Annotated in this window: 18 protein-coding genes; all 18 read right to left on the bottom strand. The window is 40.0% G+C overall.

All coding sequences use genetic code 11. The features are described from left to right. Positions 1-37 precede the first annotated feature (37 nt). Positions 38-1,375 carry an MBL fold metallo-hydrolase gene (locus ACZ41C_RS15535; protein WP_464562708.1) on the bottom strand — a complete coding sequence of 446 codons (1,338 nt, stop codon included), beginning with the start codon at positions 1,373-1,375 and terminating at the stop codon, positions 38-40. Between the two features lie 119 nt (positions 1,376-1,494). Next, positions 1,495-2,055, bottom strand: coding sequence for a DUF305 domain-containing protein (locus ACZ41C_RS15530; RefSeq protein WP_094997534.1), 561 nt, complete (start codon positions 2,053-2,055; stop codon positions 1,495-1,497). An 85-nt stretch (positions 2,056-2,140) separates the two neighbouring features. Next, complete coding sequence (locus ACZ41C_RS15525) at positions 2,141-2,371, bottom strand: heavy-metal-associated domain-containing protein (RefSeq protein WP_464562706.1); 231 nt, start codon at positions 2,369-2,371, stop codon at positions 2,141-2,143. A 357-nt stretch (positions 2,372-2,728) separates the two neighbouring features. Beyond that, a complete protein-coding gene (locus ACZ41C_RS15520; RefSeq protein WP_464562704.1) occupies positions 2,729-3,295 on the bottom strand; it encodes a helix-turn-helix domain-containing protein in 567 nt (188 codons plus the stop codon). 262 nt (positions 3,296-3,557) lie between these two features. Then, complete coding sequence (locus tag ACZ41C_RS15515; protein WP_464562702.1) at positions 3,558-5,378, bottom strand: efflux RND transporter periplasmic adaptor subunit; 1,821 nt, start codon at positions 5,376-5,378, stop codon at positions 3,558-3,560. Between the two features lie 37 nt (positions 5,379-5,415). Further along, a complete protein-coding gene (locus tag ACZ41C_RS15510) occupies positions 5,416-5,562 on the bottom strand; it encodes a hypothetical protein (protein ID WP_464562700.1) in 147 nt (48 codons plus the stop codon). Between the two features lie 26 nt (positions 5,563-5,588). Further along, positions 5,589-6,299, bottom strand: coding sequence for a PepSY domain-containing protein (locus tag ACZ41C_RS15505; protein WP_464562698.1), 711 nt, complete (start codon positions 6,297-6,299; stop codon positions 5,589-5,591). Positions 6,300-6,324: 25 nt separating this feature from the next. Next, a complete protein-coding gene (locus tag ACZ41C_RS15500) occupies positions 6,325-7,551 on the bottom strand; it encodes a permease (protein ID WP_464562696.1) in 1,227 nt (408 codons plus the stop codon). A gap of 86 nt (positions 7,552-7,637) precedes the next feature. Beyond that, complete coding sequence (locus tag ACZ41C_RS15495; protein ID WP_464562694.1) at positions 7,638-8,216, bottom strand: DUF2911 domain-containing protein; 579 nt, start codon at positions 8,214-8,216, stop codon at positions 7,638-7,640. Positions 8,217-8,222: 6 nt separating this feature from the next. Further along, a complete protein-coding gene (locus ACZ41C_RS15490; RefSeq protein ID WP_464562692.1) occupies positions 8,223-8,699 on the bottom strand; it encodes a YybH family protein in 477 nt (158 codons plus the stop codon). 18 nt (positions 8,700-8,717) lie between these two features. Continuing rightward, positions 8,718-9,266, bottom strand: coding sequence for an ion channel (locus tag ACZ41C_RS15485; RefSeq protein ID WP_464562690.1), 549 nt, complete (start codon positions 9,264-9,266; stop codon positions 8,718-8,720). Positions 9,267-9,314: 48 nt separating this feature from the next. Next, positions 9,315-9,866, bottom strand: a complete 552-nt coding sequence (locus ACZ41C_RS15480) for a YceI family protein (RefSeq protein WP_464562688.1) — start codon at positions 9,864-9,866, stop codon at positions 9,315-9,317. Continuing rightward, on the bottom strand, positions 9,859-11,385 hold the full coding sequence (locus ACZ41C_RS15475) for an FMN-binding glutamate synthase family protein (protein WP_464562686.1): 1,527 nt from the start codon (positions 11,383-11,385) through the stop codon (positions 9,859-9,861). The genes ACZ41C_RS15480 and ACZ41C_RS15475 overlap by 8 nt, the downstream gene beginning before the upstream one ends. A 10-nt stretch (positions 11,386-11,395) precedes the next feature. Continuing rightward, positions 11,396-12,070: a DUF2231 domain-containing protein gene (locus tag ACZ41C_RS15470; protein ID WP_464562684.1), complete on the bottom strand. Its 675-nt coding sequence runs from the start codon at positions 12,068-12,070 to the stop codon at positions 11,396-11,398. A 323-nt stretch (positions 12,071-12,393) separates the two neighbouring features. Beyond that, positions 12,394-12,933 carry a hypothetical protein gene (locus ACZ41C_RS15465; RefSeq protein WP_464562682.1) on the bottom strand — a complete coding sequence of 180 codons (540 nt, stop codon included), beginning with the start codon at positions 12,931-12,933 and terminating at the stop codon, positions 12,394-12,396. 151 nt (positions 12,934-13,084) lie between these two features. Further along, the gene (locus ACZ41C_RS15460) at positions 13,085-13,606 is read right to left on the bottom strand and encodes a DUF3347 domain-containing protein (protein WP_464562680.1); all 522 of its coding nucleotides are present in this window, start codon (positions 13,604-13,606) and stop codon (positions 13,085-13,087) included. Positions 13,607-13,622: 16 nt separating this feature from the next. Continuing rightward, a complete protein-coding gene (locus tag ACZ41C_RS15455; protein ID WP_464562678.1) occupies positions 13,623-14,078 on the bottom strand; it encodes a heme-binding domain-containing protein in 456 nt (151 codons plus the stop codon). After that, entirely contained in the window at positions 14,079-14,726 is a 648-nt protein-coding gene (locus ACZ41C_RS15450; RefSeq protein ID WP_464562676.1) for a DUF3347 domain-containing protein, read from the bottom strand. It lies immediately after the preceding gene. Positions 14,727-14,732: the final 6 nt, after the last annotated feature.

Raw genomic sequence — 14,732 nt, 5'->3', positions numbered from 1 at the left:
GTCTTACATCATTTTTACATAAGAAGTAACAAATAGGTTATTTCAATTTTTCGATAGTTTCGCCAAGATCAAATACTTTTACGTCGTTCAACCCATTTGAAAGTATGCTGCTTCCGAGCGCACTTCTATATCCACTGCCGCAATGGACAACAATGGGTTTGTCAGTGGGAATATCCTGAATTGAATTCCTTAGTTCGTGAAGGGGTTTGTTCAAAGCATCCTCAAAAATTTTCTTTTCCCTTACCTCGTCCGTATTTCTGACATCGACAATGGTGTAATCATCCAGGTTAAGAAAAAAATGCTTGATGTCCAATCGTTCGTTTTTGACCAAGTTTGCCTTCGGCAGGGTAGTTATGGCCTTGAGTTGATTTTCATATCCGATCTTCGCCACCCGCTGGGCGATGGTCTTTACACTTTTTGGAGAATCGACAACCAGATGAAATTCCTCATTTGGTTGGATTATAGTACCTAACCATGTTTCAAAAGAGGATGCTTCGCCACCCTGCATAATATTGATACTCTGTGGCCAATGACCTTGTTTAAACTCGTTTTCATCACGACTATCAACAATTAGGATATTATCTTTTGGGGTTTCGGCGTTGAGATGAATAGGGATTTTAGCGGTTGCCATATCAATCGATTCAACTTTCTTTTTGTTCATAGCTACATCATGTTTGAAATAGGCCGGTATGAACGGTTGGTCTTCAAGGAGTTCTTTGACAAACTCATCTTCATTTTGATGGCCAAATGCCCAGTTATCCTTTCGCTCCCTACCTAATGTGCTACTGCTATCTGCCGACATGCTTTTGCCGCACAGGGATCCCGCCCCGTGGGCGGGGTAAATAATGGCCTCATTCGGTATTTTTTTGAATTTAGTTCGAATTGTGTTGAACATTTCACGGGCCAGTGCTTGCTTTTTTTGCTCTTTGTCATCTTCATTTCCGCGCAGGTCCGGGCGTCCGACATCCCCGATCAATAAGGTGTCCCCCGTAAAAAGTGCAACCTCATTTTCATCTGTGGCAAGAATGGAAATACTATCGTATGAATGCCCCGGAGTATTTATGGCTTCTAGTTTGGTATTTCCCACGAATATGGCACTGTTCCCATCAAAACTTTCGAAAGGGTATTCAGCTTCCAATCTGCTGCTGTTATAGATCGTGGCACCTGTTTCTTTGCTAATTTGCCAATGTGAGCTTACAAAGTCTGCATGGGAGTGGGTCAATAGCACAACTTTGATCTTAGCATTTTCTTTATGCGCAAAGTTATAATAGTGCATCGGGTCGCGATCGGGATCGATTATCGCCATCTCCCCTTCGCTCAGCAGTACGTATGAATAGTGGGAAAGTGGTTCATATTCAAATTGCTGTATTTTCATAAAAATTTTATGCGTTTATAATTTAACGTCCGAAATGCCTTCGTTTATTCTCCTGTATTTTCGTTTTTTCCTTTCGAAAGTAAAAACTGTTATTACCTCCTGACATTCACTTTTCCGTATCAGTCAAGGTTTGTTGTTTCTTCGGTGAGCGATCCTTCAAATTTGGGAAGCGGACGCTTTTCCTTTTCTTCTTCTGTTTCTACTATCCCATTTTCCTTGATATCGTTGATCAACCATTGCATTTCCATTATTTCCCGACGCTGCGCTTTGATGATTTCATCGGCGATTTCCCTTACCCTGATATCTTTTATTTGAGATCGTTCACTAGTTAGGATAGCGATGGAATGATGGGGAATCATACCTTCCATATAATCAACACCGGTAACCGTAACCTGACTCCTGACCAGCCATATTCCGCCTGCAATCAGCAAAACGCCCAATGCCAGGATGGCAATATTCTTATTGCGGTCTTTGTACATTTGTAGCATATACAGCAGCATGATAATAACCATGGACCCGCCCATGATCAACGTCATAAAGAACCTGGTTTCACTATACCAGAAGTGATCGATAATCTGATAGGAGTGCGTGTACATTAAAAAGAACATCGCGACCATTGAGGTGCCGATCATTGCGAAGAACTTTAAATACTTATCTGTTTGTTTTTCCTTGTTTTCCATCGTAAAATTGTTTTTTGGTTATTATTAGAATTTCAATTGATTGTAGCTATCATACAAATTACCGCATAACTATATAGGCATTGTTTTAGTTTTGTTCAACACTATTCTTAAGTTGTATTTTATATTGATCGCCGGTATTTTTAAGGGCCTTTTGCAAATTTTCTAAAGGCACTTCAAACTGCGATTCTACTATTGCTTCAGCATTTTTCAAATCAACCGATACATCGGCTACTCCTGCGACGTTTAAAAGTGCTTCTTCTACATGGTTTCTACAACCGTTACAGGTCATTCCCTTTATTTCATATCTTTTTTTCATGACGTAGTTTATTTCAGTCTTTTTCGTGAAACTGGAAATTTTCCGATTTCGTAAGTATTTATTACCTTTTAGTGATTTTCAGCTCCCCCACAGCCTTCATAATTTTTTGCAAAAAAGAATTATTCACTTTCGCCAACAGGCGAAAATCAGTTCGACTCTATTGTTTATGCCCTAAATTCATTGATTTTGCCCATACCAAACCATTAAATAAGAACGTGCAAATGGACATTAGTTAAAAATAAAGTTTACAGTAAAGATCATTTGTTTCTAAAAAAACAAACATTGACTCATTTGAGATTGGGACATTTGTTTCAAAGCAACCAATATGAGGGCTCCTTTGGAAGCTTATCGTAGAAATTATATATCATCCAACGATTTCCTATTTTTATCTATGCTTTTTTTGAATTGTGAAGGGGTCATTCCCGTTACCTTTTTAAATTGATTGCTTAAATAGGCTACGCTGCTGTACCCCAGTTGATAGGCAATTTCGCTCAAGGTAAGTTCGTCATACACCAATAATTCCTTTGCCCTTTCAATTTTTTGGGTGATGATATACTGTTCAAAAGTGATGCTTTCCACAGATGAAAAAAGGGAACTTAAGTACTTGTAATCAAGATGGAGTTTTTCGCTTATATAGTCCGCCCATTTAATATCCAATCCACCGGAAGAATGATGGATTTTGTCCACGACCAAGGTTTTCATCTGTTCTATAAGTTGACTTTTACGGTCGTTTATCAAGCTGAATCCGGATTCCTGAAGCTCTATGGACAAGGCCAATTTTTTCTTTAAAGCAAGTGTTGCAGGCAATTCCACTTCTCCCAATTTTATAGATACATATGGAATTTCCAAATCCTTCAAAATATTGGATACTGCCGCTATACATCTGGGGCAGACCATATTTTTTATGTGGATGATGTTGCTCATGTTATTCCAGTTTCAACTTCTATCATAAGGAAAGTTACTATGAAAATGCATTGATAATAACTAATATAGTGGCTATAAGAAATAATAGTACTATCGCCAGTATTCCGTAAATTTTATCTTTCTTATCGATATTGTTTTGCGGTTTTTTTCTCTCTTTCTTTCTCCTTTTCCTTCTGTTCTCGCTCATCGTCATCCAACTTTTTTAAAGTAAAAAAGCGGAACTTAGTACCTATTGGCCACATCCGCCTTTTACGGAAATTAATTATTCCAAAGTAGCTTTTACCTCTCCACAGGTCATCATCGCTTCTCCATAATATGGGTTTCGAATCTCCTTTTCCAGGCTTAGCCAATTGGCTCCCTTATTGCTATCTGCCATCGGGCAAAAGCTGTTGTACACTTTTTGATTGACTCCAAAAAGCTGAACACCGCTGATCATGTGGGCCGATAAATGTTTAAAGTGGTCTCTTTGCCCCTTGACATCCGAATTGCTGGCCATTGCATTGGACGATGCTTTGAGCTCTTTTTGAATGGTCATCCAATGATCATGTGCCTCTTTGTCTTTTAGCAACTTCATATCGACTTTGGCCAAACTTTCTTCCATTTGTTTTGCTTCTTTTTGTGCGGCCGCGCCATCATCGTTTACCAAGGCATCCTTAACATCTATATAGGCTTCTAAAACCTGCTTCAACTGACCTTGAAACTCACTTGATACTTTAATCCTTTTTTTCATCTTAGAATGGTCGGTGCCCGTACTTGTTGAGGGTTCCATTTTATCTCCTTCCTGCATACCCAAATGACCCTCATGCCCGGTCATGGTTTTGCCTCCTTCTGCGTTCATCATCGATTTTTTACCCTGTAACTGTGCGGCCGCATCAACAGTAAATGTTCCGTTGGTCACAATTTGATCCCCGTTTTCAAGCCCGCTGATTATGGTATAGGTATCGCCATTGGTATTTCCAAGGGCAACTTCGCGCATTTCGAAGACAGGCTCATTGGGATTGGTCTTTACATAGACCACCGACCGTTCCCCCGTCCACATCACGGCGCTAGCGGGGACAATAACCGCGTTATCCATTTGCATTTCGGCAGCTTTGATTGTACCTTCCACGAACATACCCGGCTTCAAGAGATTATCCTTATTGTTAAGTATTGCCCTTACCATAACCGTTCTTGTAGAAGAATTAAGTAACGGGTCTACAAAGGATATTTTTGCCGTAAATTCATCATTGGGATAGGCATTCGTCGTTATCTTGACCTCCTGACCCTCCTTCAACGATGCTATCTGATTTTCATAGGCATCGAATACCGCCCAAACGGAATTTAAGTTGGCAATTTTGTACAAAGGCTGACCTTGTTTTACATAATCTCCTTCTTCAACCATGATATCGGTAATCGTTCCTGAAACTGTGGCATAGACTGGAAAGTTTTCCTGCACTTTGCCCACTTCTTCTATCTTATCTATTTGATTGTCAGAAAGCTTCCATAATTTTAATTTATTGCGAACGGCATTGTATAATGCCGGTTGCGATTCCTTCATGGATGCGGCCGTCAACAGCTCTTGTTGTGCGCTTACCAATTCTGGGGAATAGATGGTTGCCAAAAGTTTGCCCTTGGCAACGTTCTCTCCGGTATAATTCACATTTAGCCGTTCAATGCGACCCGCAAAATATGTAGCTTGGGTAGCATTTGCTTCTTCGTTCTCGCGAATCTTTCCTGAGAGCTTAAGTGAACTCCCATCCGAACCACCTGTACCAACGGTAGAGGTCCGTATATTGGCTAATGCCAAGGCGTTGTCCGTCATCCTTATTTCGTTTGCGCCCAGCCCTTCTCCTCCGGTTTCAGCGGGAATGAGATCCATACCGCAGATTGGGCAGTCTCCCGGTTCGGGTTGCATGATCTGTGGGTGCATGGAGCAGGTCCACATCTGATTCTCGGATTCTCCGGAATGGTCATGGCTATCGGACATATCCGAAAGATCTTTTATGGCCAATTGATCGGCCTCAGCATTTGAGAAAATAAAATATCCCCCCAATAAACCGACCGCTAACGCAGCCACTGCAATGTAAATGATGTTCTTGTTCATGATATTCAAAATTGAAATGTTATTGTTTCTTAAAAATTTATATGGATTCACTAATATTTTTCAAAACCAGTACAATGAGCGTATGTACTATAAAAAGTATGATAATGCCCCATAAAATATAGGCACCTTCCTTTTCAAATGGCATTTTTCTAATCTCGCGCTTACTTAGGTTTTTTCTTTCCATATATTGCGTCTCCACTCATTCAAAAATTACCTTCTTGATTTGCTTTTCATCCTTCGTACAGATGGTGATGAAATATACCAAAGCAAAAAGCCGCTCAATACCGTTATCAAGCCTAAGAGCGAAAAGGCTCTTAGAACTATGGTGTTGAAGTTATCCCTCGTGTCATAATCCATCGTGTGGGTCATCCATAAAAAATCGAACCAGCGCCAATCTCTATGCCGCACCGTTTGAAACGCCCCATTTTCGACAGCTACATAAGCCTTTAAATTTTTAGGTGTAGCATACGAAATCTCATAGGCAGGCAAAGGTCTTCCTCGATATTCGTGATGGTCTCCCACTTCTTCAATCCTTTTTATTGCGGTTATTTTAAGTTCTGGAAGCATATATCTTTGTGCTACCTCTTGCGCTTCTTCTTTAGTGATACCTTCCTTTCCCTCTCCTGTTTTGGCATTATAAAGCTTTGCTTCGTTTATCCAATAGTAAGGTTCTTCTGCTATTTCCAATAATTCCAGCGATTGGATGGGTTGCATACTATTTAATTGACCCGTACCCAATAAATCTGAAAAAACCATATGTTTTGGTTTTTCGTTTTTGAAATGATCGCCGTGTATCTCATCAATATCCGTCCAGCTGAAATAAATGCCGCTAATCGTCCACATCAGGAACTGAATACCCAGAAAGATACCCAAGTAGCGGTGGGCTTTTCGAATCCATTTTGCTGTTTTTCTGTTGACCATATTTGACTAATTCTTTATCAGTAATTTAGTTCACTAAAAATTTTACAATCAGTCCCCCAGCGAGCCATATATAACAGATTAAAGCTGCATATTTTAAAACACTTTCCAACAATGGACTCTTGGGTGCCATCTCGCTCATTGAATGTTCTACATCTTTTTTCTTGAAAAAACCCAGATAAACGAGATAGGCTGAAATGATGAGAAAAGCAACGTTCAAGAAAAAGGTATAATCAATCTTGAAAAATTCGCTATCCTGAATCTTCACCTGTGATGAATCTGGTAGCATATTCAATGCATCAAACCCATAATGCAGCGTCAATGCCGTACCAATTAATGCTGTAAACAATAAAAACGTGATAAACAATGACATTTTCCAACCATAATACTTTGCATTGATTCTCAGTACTGGAAAAACCACCAAATCGCTAAAAATAAAGGCCATTACGCCAGCAAAACTCACGCCTTTTCCAAAGAGCAAGGCAGCTAACGGAATGTTTCCCATTGAACCGATAAATGTTAAGAATGCGGCAACCGGACCAACAACAATATGTTCCAGAATTTCGAGAAAAGTAAAATCTGTATTGCCTTGACCGCTATTGATAAATAAGGTCTGAAAGAACGAATCTGGCACAAAAGCCGCTGTAATGCCCGCAACGGTAAAACCTACGGTTACATCCTTCCAGACCATTTGCCATTCCATCTTATATTTTTTGGCAACGCGCGCCCAACTGTCTTCGTTCTTGATTTGTTTCTTCCAATCTTTGGAACCGTCCATCTTATCATCATCTTCATTTTCGAGATTCTTACGGGCTTTTTCGATGAGTTTTTTAGGATTGATGAGTCGTATCAGAATCCACGAAATACCAATCAAGAGAATACCACCTACATATTCGCCCACCACAAACTGCCAACCCAAAAAGATGGAAATGATAATCCCTAATTCTATGACGAGATTGGTCGATGCCAACAGAAAGGCAATGGAAGACACAAAACTTGCCCCTTTCTTAAAAATGGATTTTGTACCTGCCAAAGCCGAAAAACTGCACGAGCTACTTATAAAGCCGAAAAACGTGCCCAAAAGCACACTTTTGCCTTCGTTTTCGCCCATTGTTTTTTGCATCCGCTTTTCGGTCACGAAAATCTGTATCATACTACTGATGATATAACCCAAAATGAACGCCCAAAGCGCCATCCAGAAAAATCCGGTAGTCGTATAGGCGGCTTCGCCCCATTGTTTTAAAAATTCGTTCACGGTTTAAACTGTATTAGTTTTTTATTCGTTGATGATACACGTGTTTTTAATTTCTTTATCATTGAGCTTTGGTTGACCATATCTTGCTATTTTACTTTGAATGGAATTACTACTTTAACTTTTTCCCAAGCCAATGTTATCTCACCTTGAGTATCACTAATTTTCTTGATATTATATTCTAAGTGTTCCTTTAGGCTATCCGCAATAATCGGTGTCACCTTAAATCGTATTACATCATCTTTTTCGTCATATTCATCCTTTCCGTGCTGGTTCCAATTGGAATTTAAAATGATAGTCCATTCTTCTTTTGAAGGAATGGTAAAAAATCCATATTTACCTACTTTCAGTTCCTTACCATCTATTTCTAAATCCGTATCCGTCTCTATCCACGTAGCCATATGTGCTCCAGCTTGCCAGACTTGGTCATACGCCAACAAACCACCAAAAATCATCCTGTCCCTAACCCCAGGCGATGAATAATCAATATGGATGTGCGCATTACCAATGGTCGCCATTGCAGAGGTGTGGGGGCTTAACACTTTTTTTGGCGGTTGGGCAGTTGTTGCTTCTTTTGACTGTTGCGGCAATCGCTCGGTTTTCTTCTCTTTACAACTGGTAATAAGAAGAAGACCGAACACTATACTAATTGAAATATATCTACTCATTGGTTGTTACTTAGTATTTCTTGAAGATGAATGGGTTTTTATTATTTTCCAATCTCCATCTATTTTTTTAAGGATTGAGGTTGCCACCCCTTTTTTCTTTATGGTCCGGCTATTTCCCTTGTCGTCCGGATTGAGGACAATGGTATATATGTACGTTTCTGTAGTAAAGGCATAGGGTACATCTACCCTTACATCGATTTCATAATCTGTAAATTCAAATTTTTCAAAATGACCTAATTCCGGTCCTAAATGATGTTCTATATAGTGGCTGTACGTACCCTCGACGCCTCCCGATTCAAAAACCTCGGAATCCTCGGTAAATAATTCGAAAGTACCATCGGTCGTTAGGTTTTGCAGGGCATCCTTATAGCTTTTCATTACTGTAAGCACTGCTTCTTTTTCCGTGTTTGCATCTTGACCAAATAGTGGGCTTGTCGCTATTATGAGCAACATTGTTACTGTAGTTGATTTTAGTGTTTGCATACTTTTAGTTTTTAAAGGTTATTTATTTACTCGAATTCTATTCACATTTGCGATACCAAAGACCAGGACGAAAAACCGCAGTGCCACTTCAAGCGCCACCAAGATTTTCGCGGGTAAGGAAATTGGGACTATATCACCATATCCTACTGATGAGAATGTTATCAAACTGAAATAGGATAAATCAAAAAATACCGACAGTCCATCATTGCCAATACTGTTGTTCATTTTAAAATGAATAGCATCCACAAACTGCAACGCTGTGTAATCTATTGCAAACGAGAAAACTATCAACACAATCAGGTATCCGAACAACACCAGTACGTGGCTCAATAGATGGCTCTGACCAATTATCTTCATTAGTTGGTTAAAGGACAAGGCTATAATGAATCCTATCTTTAGTAATGTTAAGGCCAGTAGGATAATCATAGCATAAGACCCTTCCATAGGAGGTAGCGCATACAGTTCGATTACTGAAGCAATAAGCAGCACCAATAGAACATACTTTGAACTATTGAAAAGCTGTCCATAAAAGGCAACTGTGGTTTCTATGTCTTTTTCTTTATCCATTCTTATTTGTTAACTGTAAAAATCTCATCGCAGGTCTTTGTTTCGTTCTCATTTTTTTTTCTCAAGAAGCGCATCCACACTCAAATCATGCTTGTCATTAACTTTTATAAATGTAAAACTGGGGCGTTCTAAATTATAATCGGTAATCAATAGGGACCAAGAAGCTTTTAACTGAATTGTTTCTTCTGAAACAAGTTTCAACTCAATAGGAATTGTTATTTCCCGTGTAACTCCCGCAAGGGTAAAATCGCCCATTGCGCTGAGCTTTTGTGCCGCTTTTTCGTCAAAATCAAAATCGTCTTTAAGCTTTCCTTCAAAAACGACATTGGGATTTTTTTCCGCTTTTACCAACTCGTACATATGTCCATCCCGTTTTTCATTGTCTGTCTTTATGGATTTTACAGGTACCGAAAAGTTCAACGCACCGTCCTTAAAATCAATGGTGCCCTGTAAATCATCAGATTTACCGATATAGGAATTAAGGGGCATTTTTGCCTTAAAGGATGCGCTTCCTTCCTTTACTATAAAGTTTTGGGCGTTCATAGCCACGTTGCCAGAAAACAACAGTATTATTAAAAAATACATTGCATTTTTATCCATTGCTTTTTATTTTTCGACCATTCAATCCGTTTGAATATAACTCTTGGTATGTTTTTGTCCCGCTTTCATTGATTCGGCGGACAATGAACTTCTTGTCGATACCTTTTCTACTTTCAAGCCCCATTGATTTTAGCAGCTCCTTAAAAGCTTCCATGGTGTTTTTATGGTAGTTGGCTACTTTGGTCTTTTTATCTTCTACTACCAATGATGCGACCCTTGAAGGTACCATTGTAGTGATTCCCGTAGGGCAGGTATCCAGATTGCATTTTAAGGATTGTACACAGCCCAGAGCAAACATCATCCCCCTTGCGCTATAGCAGGCGTCGGCACCAAGTGCCAACATTCTATAGATATCAAAAGCCGATATTATTTTTCCTGCCGCCATTACCTTTATTTCATCGCGCAATCCATACTTTTTAAGGATGCCGTTTGCAAAATGTATCGCTTCGATTATGGGAAGCCCGGCCCAATGTAGCGATTCCATATGTGCAGCACCGGAACCACCCTCTGCACCGTCTATGGCTATAAAATCTGGAAAGTTTTGCTTTTCGGCGAAAATGCGGACCATTCTTTCGAATTCGTCTTGCTGTCCGATGCACATTTTAATCCCTATGGGCTTTCCTCCAGAAAGTTTTCGTAATTCTTGTATAAAGGCAATCATTTCCGAATCATTGCTAAATGCAGCGTGATGTGGTGGCGATAGAATTTCGGTTCCTTTTTCTACGTCCCTGTACTTTGCGATTTCCTCGGTATTTTTTTTGGCAGGAAGAATGGCACCAAAACCGGGTTTTGCACCTTGTGAGACTTTTATCTCAATCATTTTGACCACCTCATTGGATGCGATTTCCGCAAATTTTTTAGGGTCAAAATTTCCTTCTGTATCTCGGCATCCAAAATATCCAGTGCCAAACTGAAAAATAATATCGGCTCCATACTCCTGATGGTAGGGGGTAAATCCACCTTCACCGGTATTTTGGGCAAATCCTGCGATTTTTGCACCGCCGTTAAAAGCAAGGGTCGCATTTTTGCTAATGGAACCATAGCTCATTCCAGCCAGATTGAGGATGCTTGCCGAATAGGGTTTTGAACACTTTGAACTTCCTATGGTAACCCTAAAATCATCTTTGATTTCCTTTGCAGGATACGTGGAATGGGTAAACCATTCGCGACCAACTTCGTCATACGGAATCTGCGTTCCAAAAGGTTGGTTTTTGACCGCGTCCTCGGCACGTTTATAAACAATTTCTTTCTGTATCCAATTGAAAGGTTTTCCCTCTGTTCTATTCAATAAAACCGTTTCTTGAACGACGTGACGTTGTTTTTCCAGTAGATTTGTAACTCTTCCCAGCAAAGGATAGGTGCGTCTTATATTGTTGGATTTTTGAAAATAGTCCTTAGTGCCGAGAAGCATAAAAGGTGCGATCAACAGCGCAAGCCACCATAAATGAGGCTTCCACATTATAAGCCCGGCAAGTACCACTAGCAGCATTATCGACGATATTAAAAATATTCTTCTCATGCTTTATTTTTCAATGCGAATGGCTTTCTTCCTCTGACGTTTCAGTTTCCAAATACTGGCCCTGCGGGCCAACGCCCTGAATATAAACGAGCTGAGCGCCATAATGTCCTGCTTGTGAAACGGAGAACGCCGAAAAGGCCATAACAAGGAGAACGGCTATTTCAAAACCTCGATTCAGTTTTATCCAAAAAAGGCTGATAACCTTCAATACTGCGGCCAGAGCGCTCGACCAAATGGTCCAATCTGCATATTTATCATGGTTATCCAATACTTTTTGGGCTATATCCGTAAGGCCATGGGTATGCGGGTGTACAAAAGTTCCCGCTACGTAGGCCCCAATAAAACCCGTACCAATAAGAAACAGGATAACCCAGTCCAAGTTCCTTTTAAGGACGAACAGCTGAATACCTTGGAGCAATGCCGCAAACAAAAGGAGTACGATAGGAAAATGCACCACCAACGGATGTAAATTGTCGAATTCATCCAAAGCCACCTCCTCCTTGTTTATGGGCTTTTCAGCGTGGCTTTCGGTATGTTGCTGTAGTTTTTCGGACAATTCAAGAGCATAAAAGGTTCCCAAACTATTCGCCGAATATCCCGAATTGTTCCCAATGGACTCAGGGGCACTTGCATGAAGCGACATTAGGCTTAAAAGCAGTACTAAAAATGAAACTGTTTTTTTCATAATCAATCGTTTTTATGATGAACTATTCATAATCTGTAAAATAAGCGCACCTATAACAATAGTGCCTATAATGATGTAAATGGTATAGTTGAACCACTTTTTCCAACCTTGTTTCCCTGACTTTTCCGGGCCATTTTTACAACAATCTTTCATTTCAATCCTAATTCTGTTTATTGTGCCTGTCAAGGGAAGGGCGTTAAACACTAAATCAACCAAATTTCCCTTCCCATAACAGGACTTTTTCTTCATTAAAAAAATCAGGGCGGTCATGAAATACACTAAATAATTAACCAATAAAAACACATTCCCGACCGACCCAGATTTTACTTTTCCAAATTCCCTTCGTTTATAAAGTTTTTACCAATCACAAAAATTAAATAGGGCAACACGGCAAATTGTAATAGTGGCGACAATCCTATATTTACCCATGGTACTACAGGCATTGCCTCTGCATAGACCCAATCGCCCCGTGATGTATGCCAAATTTCTCCCAAAATTGCACCAGCACTTCCGATAAAAATCAACGGGAATATTTTATTGATACCCATTGACCTTGTCCAAAAGACATTTTTATAAACCAAACCAAATCCGAAAAGCAGGATAAGCACCATCAACATATCAGCTACAGATGCGAGGGCACAAAACGATATATGTTGCCAATCGTATTCAAAACCTTCATAGAGCGGACCTTGTGCCAGCTCCCAGATAAAATTGAACGAAAACGCTATTACTGCAATACCGATGATATAGTTGTTATAATTTTTTTTGTCCCGTACCTGTCTGGCAAAATAGAGATATAGCAGAACGACCGCGGTCAGCGCAATGGTTGGTACTACAAAAATGTCAAGGCTTAATGCTTCCATTTAGGTTTTGCTTACGTTAAATCTTTTTTTTGCATTTTATTTTTTTAATACTCGTAAAGCTGTGCTCAGCAACAATCAACTATTAATACCTGAAAAGGGGAAGCATTTTAAACACTAACCATTAACTATATTCAACCTCCCCTATCAGGCTTTACTTTTCGATGATGGCCGTCACTTTTCCGCAGCTGAGCATTTTTGCCCCATAATACGGGTTGCGGATGTCTTTAATGGCTGATAACCAATACGCACCCCCGTTCAAGGCCATAGGGCAGAAATCCTTATAGATTTTCCCCGATGTAACAGTTCCTTTCAACAAGGTTTCTATTTCATTGCCCAAATCGGAAAAAGCCTTTCGCTGTCTCTCTAAATCATCGGTAGCAGCGATTTTTTGCGAGGCCGATAATGCCGCATCAGAACCCTCGACCTTTTCGAGCGCTTCGTTCAACATCACCGCTCCCTTTTGGGCATCGACCGGATTGGAGCCGACCAAGTCATTTTTAATGTGCTCGTAATGTTCGTAGACATTGGCGATGTTCTCGTCGTTAAATTCCAGTTCGACCACCTTCATTTCCATTTTGCTATGGTCATGGTTCAACTCTATTTTGTGCTGTGCGTAGCCCATTGTAGTCCCCAACATGAGCAGCGTTACTACACCATTTTTTAAGTTTTTCATTTGTTGAATTTTTAGTTTATAAACTGTCCTTTAATTTTGAAACCCAATCGAGAACGGTTTTCTTTTCGTCCTCCGAAAGTTTTGCTTCCCTATGAACCAGTGTGTAAGACCAAAGGGGCATTTCTCCATCTTCTATCTGACTTATGATCGATTTTAACTTGCTGTTCTTTCTTCTGCTTGAATAATCGGCCCATTGGTTAAAATTCAATTCTTCCTTTCCATGGGTAACATGATCTTCCAATAACCAGGCAACGGGTTGCACTTTGTTGTACCAAGGATAATCCGTGTTGTTGCTATGACAATCATAGCAAGAGGTCGTGATGATACGCTCCACTTGTTTCGGCACATTGTTTACCAGCATAAAATCGGTTTTTGGTATTGTGTCGCTTTGGTTTCGGGAAGTCGGAAAAAACTGAATTCCCACTAACCCGACCAAAAACACTAGTGCAATGATTTTTACACTTTTCTTCACTTAGTTGATTTCCCTTTGTACTTTTCCGCAGGTCAACATCTTACTGCCGTAATACGGATTCATTACTTCATTACTTGCGCTCAACCAAGCACTACCCTTGTCGTACATGGGGCAGAACTGTTCATACAAGGTATTTTCCGTTCCAGTGATGGCAACCATATCTGTAATATCTTTACTCAGGATTTTAAAATGCTCACGTTGATGGTCGATATCGCTTTTTGCAATATGTTCTGCATGTTCGGTGGCATCTTCAATGATATCTTTTAGTTCTTTTTGTTGTTCTGAACTAAAGGAACTGGCATCAAAACTATTTAAAGCTGTTACCATCGTGCCCCCGGCTTTCGCCGCACCATCTTTGTCGTCGGAGACCAGTGCATTCTTTAGGTCTAGGTAATTGGCAATAAGTGTTGTTGATTTTGATGCGTGCTTTGCGTTGCCCATCATTTTATCCGACGATTCCATATCGCCATGATCCATTTTGCTATGGTCTTCTTCCATTGCGCCATCCATATGACTATTGTCATCCATTTGTTCCGAATGGTGGCCGTCTTCGTCGTTGCGCTCTTTTTTAGCGTCTTTACATGAAGTAGCCGTAAGGGCTACCAATGCAATTGCCATAATACTTGTTGTTACTTTTGATTTTCTCATGATTAT

The organism is Maribacter sp. C-4077, assembly GCF_055378385.1.
The sequence above is the reverse complement of the archived record's forward strand: the minus strand, read 5'-3'. Positions and strand labels throughout refer to the sequence as shown.